The sequence below is a fragment of the Campylobacter vicugnae genome, assembly GCF_002139875.1.
GTDB classification, from domain to species: Bacteria; Campylobacterota; Campylobacteria; order Campylobacterales; family Campylobacteraceae; genus Campylobacter; species Campylobacter vicugnae.
Map to the genome: position 1 here is coordinate 1,306,353 of NZ_CP018793.1, position 14,101 is coordinate 1,320,453.

Consider the following 14,101-nt stretch of genomic DNA (forward strand, 5'->3'; position numbering starts at 1 on the left):
CAATCTCCTAGAATGTAGCCAGTAGCATTATTAATATTTTTATGAAAAATATCACGCTAAGCGATAAAATAGATAAAAAGATTATTGAATAAACCAAGCCATTTACGGAATACAAAGGCGTACATAAATCGATTGAAAAATTAATCGGATAAGGGCTACTATATGAAAAATCCAAAGGACAAGTAGTAACAGTAGTAGCAGAGATACTACCAAAAGGCTTAAGAGAATCTTTAACGGAATTAACGCTATTTTCTAAATTTGTTAACATTTCATCTAAAGAGTTGCCAAGCTCAAAAAAGCTATCAAATATACCATCAAATACGCCACCTAAACCACCAAGAGCGCCTTCAACGGCTTCTTTATCTGTGTTGCCTATACCTTCACCTTCCGAATCTCCGCCTTGATCTGCTCCATTGCCATCAGTGCCATCAGTGCCAACGCCACCCGAACCGCTACCGCCATCTGGCTTATTACCGCTAGTAGAGTTAGAATCGCTTGAGCCATTACCGCCAACAGTCGTTTCGGCTTGAGTAAAGCCCTCACCATCATTATCACCACTATTTGAACCGCTTGAACTTCCGCCAGTTATCTCAGTGCTTGAACCGCTTGAGATTCCGCTATTTCCTTGATTTGTTGTAGAGCCATTCTCTTGATTATCAGTAGAGCCACCGCTAGGCTTATCAGTGTTATTATCTTTATTATCGACTTCAGGAGCCTTTTTAAATAAATCATCTGGCAATTGAATCATATTGCTATAATTAGCACAATAATACATTATAGAACTAGTGCCAGGAGCATAAGGATCAGCACCGGTAATAGTAAAACTTGAGCCTTTAAATTCACAATAGGCTTTTGCGATATCATAATTGCTAATAGCGCCAGTAACAACTAAACATTTGCCATCATCGAATTGAAATTTAAATTCTGAATCGCTAACATCATAATCAGTACAATCATTAACACATAAACCAGTATTAGGATTAAATTTACTACCTACAGGACAAGTATATCTAATTGAATTTTCAGTAATAGAAAAAGAGTATTTTGCGCTTGTAAAAAAATTATCAACACCATCAAAAAATCCACTATCATTAATAGACTCTTCCACTTTATAAGGATAAAAATAGATGAATTTTCTCAAATCATAATTATAATAAATATTATCAGAAACAGCTAAAACAACTTTATAATTCAAATTATCGTAATAAAGATACTCGGCCATTAATTCATCGCAATCTTGACCACACTCAGGTTCTAGATAAAATTCATAATAAGGATCACGATGATTAGCCCTACCCCAAACAGCAGCATAAGAATTATTTATATAAGTAGAATCAAAATAAGCCCTATTAATTGAATCTAGCATAGAATATGATTCAAAATTAGAATCAGAGCCTAGCACAATTACCCCATAACTATTTTCATCTACAATACAAGGAGAGCTTTTACTAGTAAAAACATTATAACAACTCGAATAAACTTTATCATTAAATATAAGATCATTCTTATAATAAGTAGCATCATAATCTCCATCAGTTACAACGCTAGTATTATAATTAGTATATAGAGAATAATCATATCCATCATCCTTTATAGGATTAAAGGAATCACTAGTTACAACATTATAAGAATAAGAGTATAAATTTGTCAGTAACAACAATAATAAATATATATATCTCATCGTAACGACTTATTAGCTATTAATACAAATGCAAGTAAAAACGGAACGGCAGTAATCGTAAAATAGAAAAATATAGAAAAAAAATAATCAAATGAAGCAGAGCCAGTAATTGTTAAAATATCCATATTAAGCCCTTAAATTAGAGATAACAAACAAAGTAATCAAGAAAATTGAAAAACCGCACAATATGCCAGTAAAACCCATTAGAAAATTATAATCATCGAAAGCTAAGCCAGTGATATGCCCAGTCATCATTTTTATTCCTTATCAAATACTTTAAAAACATATAGAAGCGATTTAACAGCAAACAAAGCCACAAGAATAACACCAAAAAAGGAACTTTCAAACAAAATCAAATTTTGAATATCTATATCCATAAAGCCACCAAAACAATCTTAAACAGCGCTCTAAAAAGACAACTTAGCCCAGTTAAATATTTTATTCGCGCTGCACCACAAAAAATGCGGAGCGTTCTTAAAATTTCAAGAAAGCTAAACGCATTTTTTGTGGCTTAAGAAAATAAATCCATAGGATTTAATTAAGCACCTGAAAACATTCTGATAACTCTTTTTAAGCCCCAGATTGTAGCAATTGCAGTTAAAACAAGAGCAAAAGCACCATAGACTATACTTAAATCAATACTACCGCTAATAGCACCAGTAGATGAATCAACTGTAATCGCAGCGTTAGCAAGCGAAGCCATAGACATTAAGCCAAAAGCGCCAATAGAAGCTTTAGTAAGCAATCCTTTTTTCATCTGAACTCCTTTCTAAAAAATTACGAGATAGAAAATCTCAATCAAGCCCTAAAATTTTGTTAGGGCTTTTTTTCAAATTTACTTCTTAATCGCAACCTTATCTAGATTATCCATATCAACGCCTTTAATCTCAAATACATTCACTTCATAAGTGCCATCAGTCTTGCGAACTGGTATATCACCACTAATAAATATAGGTTGAGAGCTAATCAAAGTAGATTGAAACAAATTTGCCAACTTACCAGCCTTAATATCTGAATCGCAAGTTATTTTAAAAGCCAATTGTCTATCATAGGAGTTAGCAAACATTGTCTTATCGTTTTCAGTGTTGCTTTGATAAATATTAGTAGAAAAAATACGAACGCTAGCCGAATAATTAATTAGCTCACCATCATCATTTTTAATCTGACCTGAGCCAGTAGCCTTAACGAAGCCTTTGGTAACTTCGTAACTGATACGAAATTGTTCTTGTAAAATCACGGTAAATCCTTTAAAATTTTAATATCATCGGTAATAATTACACCCTAGAGACTTACCGATAAAAAAACTAGGGCGGAGTAAGTTTATAGAGATTTCAGCTCCAGCGTATTATCGTAACGCCAAACGCAAGTTACAAAAAAGGCGACTTACTCTCATTTCTCTTATTCTGACTGCGCCTTAAAATTTTGATTAAAAGCTAAAATTAGCTATAATCAACATTAAATATTTAAGTAAATTAATATATCTACTTAAATTATTTTAGTATTATAGTAAAATAATTAAAAGTTGTCAAGATGAATTTAAAAGAATATTGCAAATATTTAAACATAAGCGAACCAACTATATATAACTGGAAAAGCGATAAGCCAAATCTATATAAGATCGTTATAGAATACAAAAAAGAAAAAATCGATAATGAAAATAATTTAAGTGAGATACTAAAATACTATAATTTATTATCGGAGAAAGAAAAGGAGTATTATTTAAGCGATATAAAAGCAAGAGTATTAAAAAAGGAAATAGAATAAATGTTTACACATATTATATGTTTCTGTCTTGGAAGTATATTAACTAGTGGATATTTTTATATAGAGATAAAAAAATTAAAAAAGCAAAAAGAACAAGAAAAAATAGAAAAAGAAAAATACATAAAAGAATTAAAACAAGCAAATATAGACAAAGGTGCTAAATATGAATTTCAAATAGGAAGACATTTTAAAGGATTGGGATACAAAATATATATGAAAGGAATGAAAGAAGGAAAAAAAGATATGGGAATAGATATAATAGCATATAAAGATAAAGAAGTATTATTAATACAATGCAAAAACTCAATATACCCACTAAAACAAGATATAATAAGAAAATTCATAGGAGATTGCCATATGTATGAAAAAGAAAACAATAAGTATTTAAATAATAAAATTATAAAAAGAGTGATAGTTTCTAACTCAAATATGGATAAAGGATGCGAATTATATTTTAAACAGCATAAAGTAGAGTGCAACTTTTTACAAATTAAAGAGAATTAACGGCTTATATGATTTAAATAAGAACTAATTGCAACTAAGTTTATAATCAAGTGCATTTAGGATTTTAAATATACTTTCAAATCTAGGTTTAGAATTAGGTTTAAACATCTTATAAAAGCTTTCCATATTTAAATTTGCTTTTTTTGCTACATTCTCTAAGCCTTCGGCTTTGGAAATATAAAATATAGCTCTTTTAAGCTCCTCGATATCGCCATCTGCCAAAACTTGATTTAAATACTCCTTTCTCATTTCTGAATTATTCAAAAAATCAATAGGATCAAATTCTTTCAATGCTAGCATTTTAATTCCTTTAATAAATTTTTAGCTTTTTGTATATCTCTATCTTGACTTGATTTATCACCACCACAAAGAAATATAACTAAAACACCATTTTGAATAGTATAATACAATCTTATCCCACCTGAAACAAAAATCCTAAGCTCATATAAATCAATATCTATACTCTTAAAATCACCCAAATAATCATCATTTTTTATCTTGTCAAATCTACGCAATATAGCCGATTTAACTTTATAATCAGACAAAGAAAGATACCATTTTTCAAACTGCTTAGTATATTTTATTTCCATAACAAAAGTATATAAAAATGTAGCTTAATAGCTAATTATATAAGCTCAAAAAACTCATAACCCGAGGGTCGGGGGTTCAAGTCCCTCTCTCGCAACCAATAATCTTTAGCACACACCTACACCAATCCCATCTCTTATATCATCGATATTTAGATGGACATACTTCAAACTACTTTGTATATTTTTATGGCCTAAGTATTGCATTAGCCTATAAGCTGAAAACTTCTTTAAGCTAACCAAACGACTTGCTACTGTATGTCTTAAGGCATATTGGTTATACTCTTTAGCGTTTATTCGCTTATCAAAACCCAAAGCCTTATTCATATCCTTCCACCTTGATACACATATGCTGTGTGTCAAATTATTTATCTTACAATTCTTATAATTTTCTCTATCTAATCCTTTGTAACGCCCCCTAGCTATTGAGTAATAAACTCCCTTCAGATATCCTTCAGGTTCCTTAAGATATAACTCCATAGCTTCTGACTTTTTTAAAGATAAAGCTAAATTAATCCTATCGCATATATCACTTAAAAGTTTTAAGGTTATGCCACCTAAGGGTAAGGTTCTACTATTAGCGTTCTTAGTAGTCCCTATTTTTAATGTAGTAGAGTGTGTTTTTAAAGCTCTTAATTGCAAATTATAATCTCTTATTTTGCCAACTACACTGCTAAAAACTCTAAAATCTCATCTATATCATCAATAATAATATATCCATTTTTATCAGCTAGCCCCATATCGCCAAGAGAATCTAAAAACTCAACAAGCGGCTCCCAAAAAGATTTTTGAGTAAATATAATTTTATGCTCTTTTAGCCCAGCTTGAGATAAGGTCAATACCTCAAAGGCTTCATCCAATGTTCCAAATCCTCCAGGTAAAATAATAAAAGCAAAGCTATCTTTTATCAAAGCTTCTTTGCGCTCGTTTAAATTATTTAATGTTAGCGACTTAGTACAGTAGGGATTAAGCTGTTGTTCATTTGGTAAGATAACATTTATACCGATACTATCGCCTCCAGCTTCAAATGCTCCACGGTTTGCTGCTTCCATAATACCGCCACCTCCGCCAGTGATAACTCCATATCCAGCAGCTGCCAAAGCTTTTGCGATTTTATATGCTTTTTGGTAATGTTCACTGCTAGCATCTAATCTGGCTGAGCCAAAAATAGTTACATATTTCACGAATTAACTCCCATATCAACTCTTTTACACCATAAAAGCTCACCATCACCAAAAGTACTTCTATGTAAGATTTTAACCTTCATATCTAAATTTATATTATTAGCACTTTTGAATTCATTTGAACGATAAATTAAAATCCAATCTACTCTAGAATCTAAATTTCGTAAGAAATTTTCACCACCTTCAATCATAACAAATCTCTTTTTAAAAGCTAAATCCAAAGAATTGCTAATTATAACTTCTCTATTTGGTATATTAAAAAGTGAAATTTTAGGATCAAAATTGGCATATGATGAATAAATCAAAATATCTGGTGATTTTTTACTAAATAATCTAGCATCTAATGTAGGTCTATCAATACGCACAGTAGCTCCACCAATTACCATTAAATCAACTAAAGAACGCAAATGATGTGTATGAGTACGACTGGCCAAATTTGATATCACTCCACCAGTTGCAACCCCATTTTGGCTAAGAGCAATCTTAAAAAATGTAAAATTTCCACTTTGCCACCTAAGAAATGGCTCTAGTAGTTCATCGCACCTAGCCTTGCATACATCAAGCTTAACCTCAATACCATTTTGAGCTAAAAGATCAGCTCCTCCCCTAGCGTGCTTTCCATAATCTCTTGAGCCAATTACTACACGCTTTGCACCCATAGCAAGAATCAAATTTGCACATGGGGGTGTTTTGCCTTGGTGCGCGCACGGTTCTAACGTTACATAATATGTAGAGTTTTTAAGTAAATTTTGATGATTTTTAATTATTAAATTATATAACTCATTTGCATTTTTTGCAGTAGCAAATAACTCTTTTAAACTACTATTCTTAGCTTCTAAAGCCTCTTTAGTAGCGTTTAATTCAGCATGTGGAAAACCAGACATTTGATGATTGGCAATAGAAAGAATCTGTCCATTTTCATCTAATATTACAGCACCAACTGCGGGATTAGGATATGTCAAAAGCTGACAATCCCACGCCTTATCAATAGCTAAAGATAGATAAAATTCATCACCCATACTTACCACTGGATGAAGGTTTTAGCTTTTTTTATATTATTGAAATTTAAATTTATATTTTGTTCGCCATCATTAATTGTAATATCATCACCATTTACACTCTTTATTGTTCCAATTATCTCGCTTTTATCAACTAAGATAATCTTTACCATTTCTGATATGCTTTTAGCAAAATGTTCTGGTTTGCTTAGTTTTCTCTCAAGCCCAGGGCTAGAAACTTCTAAAACCCAGTCTCCACTAACTGGTGGCATAACATCATAAATAGGTGATAAGAGCTTACTTACTGCCTCGCAATCTTCTAAATTTACTCCACTACTTTTAGTTATATAAACTCTATAAATTTGACGGCCATTTTCACTAGCTACCTCTGTATCATATAAAGCTACGCCGCAACCTTCTAATAATTTTTCTAACTCTTGTAAATTCACTTTTTACCCTTTTGCAACTCATCTGCAACCTTAGCAAATAGAGCATCCATATGATTTTGATACTTTAGTCTATCATCAAATACAAAATGAAAATTTGGCGATCTATACCAACCTTCAGCTGCCATACAGTGATTTTGTATATGGCGACTTACCTTTTTAAGATGAGAAAGGATATAGGCTTGTTCTTTCTCATCAAAACTCATCTTATCTAAATAGACAAATGCATCATATCTACCCTTTTTACACTCAACATCAGTAACACAAAGCCCCTTAAGATACTCATCTTCAAGGGTGCTTAACGCCTCAGGAATAAGCTCTTTTAATATACTTTGAGTGCGAAGTCTCTTTAATTCAGCTGGATTCATATTTCAGCCCTATTTTCTACTTCCTTATAGCTTTCTATATAATCGCCCTCTCTCATATCATTATATCCTTCAATTCCTACGCCGCATTCATAACCTTTGGCTACCTCTTTGGCATCATCTTTAAAGCGTTTAAGTGAGCTAATATTGCCTTCAAATACCACCACTCCATCACGAATAACACGGATTTTAGCACCTCTACTAATGATACCTTCAGTTACCATACAACCAGCGATTTGACCAATTTTTGGCACATTGATTACTTGGCGGATTACTGCTTGGCCTAAATCTTCTTCAGTAATTACTGGACTCATTAAGCCACTTAGTAGAGCTTTAACATCATCTAAAAGATTATAAATTACATTATAAGTTTTAATCTCTACTGCTTTGTCTTTAGCTTTTTCTTTTATCTCTCCAGTTGGTCTAATATTAAATCCTAATATTACACAGTTTTGACTTGCACTTGCTAGTGAGATATCGCTTTGAGTGATACCGCCTACACCTGAGTGGATAATATTTACTTTAATCTCATCATTTCTTAATTTTTCAAGGCTAGCTTTAATCGCTTCAAGAGAGCCTTGAACATCTGCTTTTACAATTACAGGTAGATTTTTTAGCTCACCTTCTGCTATTTTTGCACTTAATTCATCAATTGTTACTTTTGTAGATTTACTTAGCTCTTTTTGACGAAGATACTCATATTTTTTCTGTGCATATTCACGTGCTTCTTTATCACTTTTTACGCTAATTAAAGTCTCTCCAGCTTCTGGTACTTCACTTAGCCCTATCAATACACCACACTCACCAGGTCTAATAGATTTTAAACTTCTGCCTTTATCATCGCTTAGAGCTCTTACTTTGCCAAATGCTACACCAGCAACAATAGTATCGCCTACTTTTAATGTTCCATTTTCTACTATTACAGTAGCTACTGGACCACGACCTTTTTGTAAAGAACTCTCTATAATTGTAGCTTTAGCCTCTCTATTTGGATTAGCTTTTAACTCTAAAATTTCAGCTTGCAAAAGTACAATTTCAAGCAAATCCTCTATACCCATACCGGTCTTAGCCGATACTGGTACAAACTCATGACTTCCGCCCCACTCTGTAGGCATAATCTCAAGCTCTGCTAAACCAGTTTTTACTAAATCTGGATTTGCACTCTCTTTATCCATTTTATTAATAGCAATTATAATAGGCACTCCAGCAGCTTTAGCGTGTGCAATAGCCTCTTTGGTTTGTGGTTTGACTCCATCATCGGCAGCTACAACTATAATAACAATATCAGTTACGCTAGCACCTCTGGCTCTCATTGCTGTAAATGCTTCATGCCCTGGAGTATCGATAAATGTGATATTTTTACCATTTTTTTCAACCATATAAGCACCAACATGCTGAGTAATACCGCCAGCCTCACCGCTTGCTACTCTAGAGTTTTGAATATAATCAAGCAAACTTGTCTTACCATGATCAACATGCCCCATAATAGTTACTACTGGAGCTCTAGATTCAGCATGCAAATCATCTTCGTCCTCATAAGCTTTAACATAATCAAACTCCTCTTGAGTATCTACGATATTAATCTCAATATCAAACTCAGCACCCAAAATCTCAATCTCATCTTCTTCTAAAAAGTCATTTTTGGTAGTCATTTTACCAAGCATAAATAACTTGCTAATAATTTCACTTGGAGATTTTTTGATTTTATCAGCAAATTCATATAGCCTAATCTCTTTTGGTATATCTACACTTACAACGCTCTCATTTTGATTGTCTTTTACCACTTTTTTATGTTTTTTGCGGCTACTTCTTTGAATTCCGCCTTCAAAATTAAATCCATTATTTTGTGCAGGCTTATAGACATTTAATGGTTTTTTATTAGTTTGAGTTCTTTCAGTTTCAATCGGTTTTACTGTAAGATCTGGCAATACAACCACATCTTCATCATCAATTACAATATCATCACCAAATTCACTAAGACCCATTAAATCAATTTTTGATGAACTCTCTTTTTTAGTAGCTTGGAACTGCTTTTTCTCTTTTTTCTTTTTCTTAAAGCTATCATCGCCACTACCAAACATAGATTCAAGTGCTTTATTATTTATCATTGTTGAGTTGCTAGATTTTTCTACTTTTGGATGTTCATCTTTTTTCTTTTTGACAATTACTAGCCCTCTTCTTTTTGTTAAACTTGAATTTGCTAAAGTCTCGCTCTTTGACTCATCTTTTATTTTTTGCTCTTCTTTTATCTCAGGTTGTTTTGGTGCTACTATTTTAGTCTCAGGTTTAGATACCTTGGCCTCTTCTTTTATATCAACTTGTTTGGTTTGAGACTTTATTTCCTCTTTTACAGGCTGTTTAGTAGTTGATTTTTTAGCTTGTTTAGATTCTGGGATTATGCCAGATTGAACATAATCATAAAGTTTTGCGGCATCTTCTGGGCTTACAGCACTTGAGACAGTAGTCACTGCAAAACCTAGCTCTTTTGCCTTCTCTAAAATTTTTTTAGACGATGAGCCTAGCTCTTTTGCTATTTCGTGAATTCTAATCTTTGCCATTGACTATTATCTCCTTTAAGTTTATACTATTTTTGCCAAATTTTGTAAGTGGTTTTCTTAACTCTTTTGCATCTTTTTTGATACAGATTACGCAGATATAAAACGATCTTGCATTACCTAAATTTTGTACTATTTCGCCATTTAGTGATCTGAATTTATAAAGCTCATCTTGGTAAAATCTACCTTTGCAAACCACGCACATTCTAATAGGTTTATGAAATTTTCGCACTATTATATCTTAGTTTTCTTTATTTTTAGCTTTTTATGCTAAATCCATCATTATCAATCTCCAAAATTTTTACCTTAAATTTTGGAAACTCAGCTTGTAAAATTTCAGCTAATGCATTGGCTCTATCTTGATAAGCCAAATTTAAAAAAGTCGAACCGCTTCCTGAGAGCGTACTCATCAACGCACCATTAGCATATGCTACATCTCTAACTTTAAAAAGCTCAGGTAAAGCACTCATTCTACGCTCTTCATGCATCTTATCAATACATGCTAAACGTAAATTATCATAATCTTTTTTAATAAAACAGCTACTTAAATAAGCAGCATGACTAAGGTTGCTTACACATTCATTCATTGTATAGTGTGAAGGGAGCTTATTGCGACTTTGTTTAGTATTCATAGGCTCATCTGGAATAACTACTACTGCCTTTAAATTTGAATCAATATCAGCCTTTTGCGTATAAACAGATGCATTATTGACAATATTTACTGTAAATCCACCCCATACAGCTGGAGAAATATTATCAGGATGATGTTCATACTGCAAAGCTTTATCTAAAATTATACTACGCTCAACTTTAAATCCAGCCATATGATAAGCAGCCGCAATAGCGCCAACTATAACCGAACTCGAACTTCCAAGCCCTCTTGAAAATGGAATATTATTGACAAAATTAAATTTATAATTTAAGCTCTTTCCATTTAATGATGTAATCGTCTCATTAAAAATATTTACAAATGTATTATTTTTTTTTAGAGCTATCTTATCACTACCTTCACCTATAATATTAATAGAGCTAATCTTTTGTTCAGTGATACTAACCTCGTTATAAAGCTTTAAAGCTAGACCCAAAGAGTCAAATCCAGGACCTAAATTCGCACTAGTCGCAGGTGTAAATATTCTCATCATAATCTCCTAAACCGCATCTATAACATAATTTGGTAATGCATTAGCCATTAAATTAAGTCCATCTAATTTTTTTGGCAATTCAAATTCGCAAGGCTCTATTTTTTGCAAACTTATCTTAGAGTTTTCAAGCACAAAACTCATATTTTTATTAGCCCTAATTGGTCTAAAGCCATTTAAACTAAATCCATTAACTCCATATAACTCAAGCCCACGAGCTATACAAAATGTACAAAGCGTAAGATAAGCAACCTTTAATCCCATAAAGCTACCAGGACCATTAGCGTAAATAATTTTATCAATCTTGTACTTGCTATCTAAATTAGCAATAGCAATAGTCAAAATTTCACTAGCTTTTTCATCGCTTTGTATCTGCTCTATTAAATTCCCTTCAAAATAGACTCCTATAAGAAGTGGTGAGCTAAGACAGATTACTAATATATCAACCTTTTTTATGCAAACGCCTTTTCATACTCTTTTTGAGTTGCCTCACTTAGAGTTACTATCTCATAATTCTTCTCATCGCTTAAAAGTGCTAAAGTTAGCTTGTGATTAAGATCATGGCTACCAGCAAATGCTTCATAATCTCCAATCATAGGCGCACCAAGCAAGCTTATATCGCCAATTGCATCTAAAATTTTATGACGAACAAACTCATCATCAAATCTTAATCCCTCAGGATTTAATATTTTAGCACCATCAATTACTACAGCATTATCTAAGCTTCCACCCAGTGCTAAACCCATTGAATTTAGCTTTTGGACATCTTTTAAAAATCCAAAAGTTCTAGCCCTTGCTATTTGATTTATAAAATTTTCTTTACTAAACTCAAAAGTATAACTTTGCAAGCCAATTACTGGGTTTTCAAATTTAATTGTATAGTTGAATTTTGGATTTGATGATGGAGTGAGTTTAACATATTTATCACCATCTCTTACCTCTACTTCACGCTTTACAACTATTACTTTCTTATCTGCTTCTAACTCCACTACACCAGCTTCATCAAGCATCATACAAAAGCTAATAGCACTTCCATCCATCACAGGCACTTCATTGGCATCTAAAATAATTCTAATATTATCAATTCCATAGCTATTTATAGCACTCATTAGATGCTCTATAGTTGATACTGTTGCTTTATCATTTCCAATTACAGTAGCCATTTGCGTATTTAATACACTACTTGGTTCAGCTTTAAAGCTAGTGGCTTTATCGCTTCTATAAAATACCACACCGCTATTAGCTTCTAAAGGTTCTAATATCAGCTTAATTGGCTCACCTTTATGAAGTCCTATTCCAACTCCTTCTACTCTTTTTCCTATAGTTCTTTGTTTCAAATTTATAATCCTTATCAATATTACGGGTTGATTATATCAAAAAACTAATAAAAACTATTTAAAAATAATATTTATATTAGAATTTCTATTTTAAGCAATAAATACTAAACTAAAATTGATAATATTTTTCTATCCACCCTATAAATTCTCAAATTTAATTATTTATAGCCTTTTTTGCAGACTCTAAAACATCATATATATTATCTTTCATCCACTTTTTATCCATCCACTCTTCAGGTCTAACCTCAATACCTTGAACCAAAACACCAAAATGCAAATGATCTCCAAGCGCTAGACCAGTTGTTCCGGTTTTGCCTATAATATGATTTTTACCAATATGCTCGCCAGCCTTTACTGAGGTTTCATTGCAATGACCATAAAGAGTATAAAGTCCAAATCCATGATAAAGAATAATATTTTCTCCATAAATTCCATTTAAATCATTATAAGCAACAAATGCAGCGTTATTTGCAACCATACTAGCCATAGCAGTGCTAGCAAGATCAAGCCCCATATGCCAGCTTTGACTTACCTCATCTCCATTATAAGTATAAAATCTATGATCTCCAAAACTAGCAACTGCAGCACCATTTTTAAGTGGATAAAATGGTTCGATATAAAATCTATCTATAATCTCTTCAGGTACAGCAGAGGTAATTTTGTGGATAATATCCTCATTTAATATTCTTAGGGTCTCATTAACAAATTTAAATTTAGCCAATCTATCTAATTGAGCATAATCTTGTGCGTATTGATTAGCTAATTCATCAATCTTGCCATCTAAAAATCTATCACTTAATGCTATTCTTGACTCTTTATATTTACGATCTTGTAAGTAGTAATCAATATTTGATATTGATCTATTTCCTGCCTTATCTATTGCTATGATTTTAGCCTTGAAGCTTGGATTTTGTATATTCCAAGCCAAAAGTGACGCCCAGTAGCCATCTTTTACAAATTTAGTTGGTTTAAAAATATGGCCATCGCTTTCTATATATAAATTTTGTAAATTTTCATCAGTTGCTCTAAAAACTACAACAGCTGAACCACCTTTAGTTATTTTATAAGATTGATTGATAATTTGAATTTGTGGTTTTTTGCTATCGATAATTAAATTTACACTCTTAGTTACTGTATTACCACCAAAAAAACCAAAATCTTTAGCCTCAATTATGAGCTTATAAGCTCTATTTCTATCCAAAATTAAACTTTTTGGCAGTTGTAAATTTAAATCTATACTATTTTTTGGCTCACTGATTTCTTCATTTAAAATTATCTGAGTTGCATTAGCATCAACTAATTCAACTTTAATTGATTGCAAGGCTGCATTATCAGATATATTTAGGTTTATTGGAGATTTTTGATTCCAATAAATTGTATCATTTATAGAAATTGTTGGAGCTTCATTATCCATAGAACCGGAGTTAAATAGGCCTATAGCAGCAAATATTAATCCGATCAAAATTAAAGCAAATATAAAAGTTTTATTTTTCGCACTCTTCACATTTTATCCTTAAATCTAAATTAAATCGTAAAATTGT

At 32.1% G+C, this 14,101-nt stretch carries 18 protein-coding genes; 2 read left to right on the forward strand and 16 right to left on the reverse strand.

Annotation, left to right across the window (positions count from 1 at the left end):
* Positions 1-7: 7 nt before the first annotated feature.
* The 3 genes from CVIC12175_RS06755 to CVIC12175_RS06765 form a co-directional block, all read right to left on the reverse strand.
* Positions 8-1,681, reverse strand: coding sequence for a hypothetical protein (locus tag CVIC12175_RS06755; RefSeq protein WP_086315958.1), 1,674 nt, complete (start codon positions 1,679-1,681; stop codon positions 8-10).
* 538 nt (positions 1,682-2,219) lie between these two features.
* The gene (locus CVIC12175_RS06760; protein ID WP_086248965.1) at positions 2,220-2,438 is read right to left on the reverse strand and encodes a hypothetical protein; all 219 of its coding nucleotides are present in this window, start codon (positions 2,436-2,438) and stop codon (positions 2,220-2,222) included.
* A 78-nt stretch (positions 2,439-2,516) separates the two neighbouring features.
* Positions 2,517-2,918 (reverse strand): hypothetical protein, encoded by a 402-nt coding sequence (locus tag CVIC12175_RS06765; protein WP_086315959.1) that lies wholly within the window; start codon positions 2,916-2,918, stop codon positions 2,517-2,519.
* Positions 2,919-3,211: 293 nt separating this feature from the next.
* On the opposite strand from CVIC12175_RS06765, the gene CVIC12175_RS06770 reads away from it, so the two are divergent.
* Together CVIC12175_RS06770 and CVIC12175_RS06775 are read left to right on the forward strand one after the other, a co-directional pair.
* Entirely contained in the window at positions 3,212-3,445 is a 234-nt protein-coding gene (locus CVIC12175_RS06770; protein WP_059427034.1) for a hypothetical protein, read from the forward strand.
* On the forward strand, positions 3,446-3,949 hold the full coding sequence (locus tag CVIC12175_RS06775; RefSeq protein ID WP_086254838.1) for a restriction endonuclease: 504 nt from the start codon (positions 3,446-3,448) through the stop codon (positions 3,947-3,949).
* A 24-nt stretch (positions 3,950-3,973) separates the two neighbouring features.
* On the opposite strand, the gene CVIC12175_RS06780 is transcribed toward CVIC12175_RS06775, so the two are convergent.
* The 13 genes from CVIC12175_RS06780 to pgp6 all read right to left on the reverse strand — a co-directional run bounded on the left by CVIC12175_RS06780 (position 3,974) and on the right by pgp6 (position 14,064).
* On the reverse strand, positions 3,974-4,249 hold the full coding sequence (locus CVIC12175_RS06780; protein ID WP_086255668.1) for an addiction module antidote protein: 276 nt from the start codon (positions 4,247-4,249) through the stop codon (positions 3,974-3,976).
* Positions 4,243-4,539, reverse strand: coding sequence for a type II toxin-antitoxin system RelE/ParE family toxin (locus tag CVIC12175_RS06785; RefSeq protein ID WP_086248961.1), 297 nt, complete (start codon positions 4,537-4,539; stop codon positions 4,243-4,245). Before CVIC12175_RS06785 ends, CVIC12175_RS06780 begins: the two co-directional genes overlap by 7 nt.
* A gap of 105 nt (positions 4,540-4,644) precedes the next feature.
* Positions 4,645-5,178, reverse strand: a complete 534-nt coding sequence (locus tag CVIC12175_RS06790) for a tyrosine-type recombinase/integrase (RefSeq protein WP_180380671.1) — start codon at positions 5,176-5,178, stop codon at positions 4,645-4,647.
* A 23-nt stretch (positions 5,179-5,201) separates the two neighbouring features.
* Entirely contained in the window at positions 5,202-5,720 is a 519-nt protein-coding gene (locus tag CVIC12175_RS06795) for an LOG family protein (protein WP_086256566.1), read from the reverse strand.
* Positions 5,717-6,739 (reverse strand): bifunctional diaminohydroxyphosphoribosylaminopyrimidine deaminase/5-amino-6-(5-phosphoribosylamino)uracil reductase RibD, encoded by a 1,023-nt coding sequence (gene ribD / locus CVIC12175_RS06800; protein WP_086256565.1) that lies wholly within the window; start codon positions 6,737-6,739, stop codon positions 5,717-5,719. Before ribD ends, CVIC12175_RS06795 begins: the two co-directional genes overlap by 4 nt.
* Positions 6,740-6,741: 2 nt before the next feature.
* Positions 6,742-7,167 (reverse strand): ribosome maturation factor RimP, encoded by a 426-nt coding sequence (gene rimP / locus CVIC12175_RS06805; RefSeq protein WP_086256564.1) that lies wholly within the window; start codon positions 7,165-7,167, stop codon positions 6,742-6,744.
* Positions 7,164-7,532: a 30S ribosome-binding factor RbfA gene (gene rbfA, locus CVIC12175_RS06810; RefSeq protein ID WP_086247373.1), complete on the reverse strand. Its 369-nt coding sequence runs from the start codon at positions 7,530-7,532 to the stop codon at positions 7,164-7,166. The genes rimP and rbfA overlap by 4 nt, the downstream gene beginning before the upstream one ends.
* Positions 7,529-10,087 carry a translation initiation factor IF-2 gene (infB, locus tag CVIC12175_RS06815; RefSeq protein ID WP_086256563.1) on the reverse strand — a complete coding sequence of 853 codons (2,559 nt, stop codon included), beginning with the start codon at positions 10,085-10,087 and terminating at the stop codon, positions 7,529-7,531. Before infB ends, rbfA begins: the two co-directional genes overlap by 4 nt.
* A complete protein-coding gene (locus CVIC12175_RS06820; protein WP_236861064.1) occupies positions 10,074-10,316 on the reverse strand; it encodes a YlxR family protein in 243 nt (80 codons plus the stop codon). The genes infB and CVIC12175_RS06820 overlap by 14 nt, the downstream gene beginning before the upstream one ends.
* 25 nt (positions 10,317-10,341) lie before the next feature.
* Complete coding sequence (gene thrB / locus CVIC12175_RS06825) at positions 10,342-11,223, reverse strand: homoserine kinase (protein WP_086256562.1); 882 nt, start codon at positions 11,221-11,223, stop codon at positions 10,342-10,344.
* 9 nt (positions 11,224-11,232) lie between these two features.
* Complete coding sequence (locus CVIC12175_RS06830; RefSeq protein WP_141082873.1) at positions 11,233-11,565, reverse strand: glycoprotease; 333 nt, start codon at positions 11,563-11,565, stop codon at positions 11,233-11,235.
* Between the two features lie 110 nt (positions 11,566-11,675).
* Positions 11,676-12,560: a UDP-3-O-acyl-N-acetylglucosamine deacetylase gene (gene lpxC / locus CVIC12175_RS06835; RefSeq protein ID WP_086247377.1), complete on the reverse strand. Its 885-nt coding sequence runs from the start codon at positions 12,558-12,560 to the stop codon at positions 11,676-11,678.
* Between the two features lie 154 nt (positions 12,561-12,714).
* Entirely contained in the window at positions 12,715-14,064 is a 1,350-nt protein-coding gene (pgp6, locus tag CVIC12175_RS06840) for a peptidoglycan metallopeptidase Pgp6 (protein ID WP_236861065.1), read from the reverse strand.
* Positions 14,065-14,101: the final 37 nt, after the last annotated feature.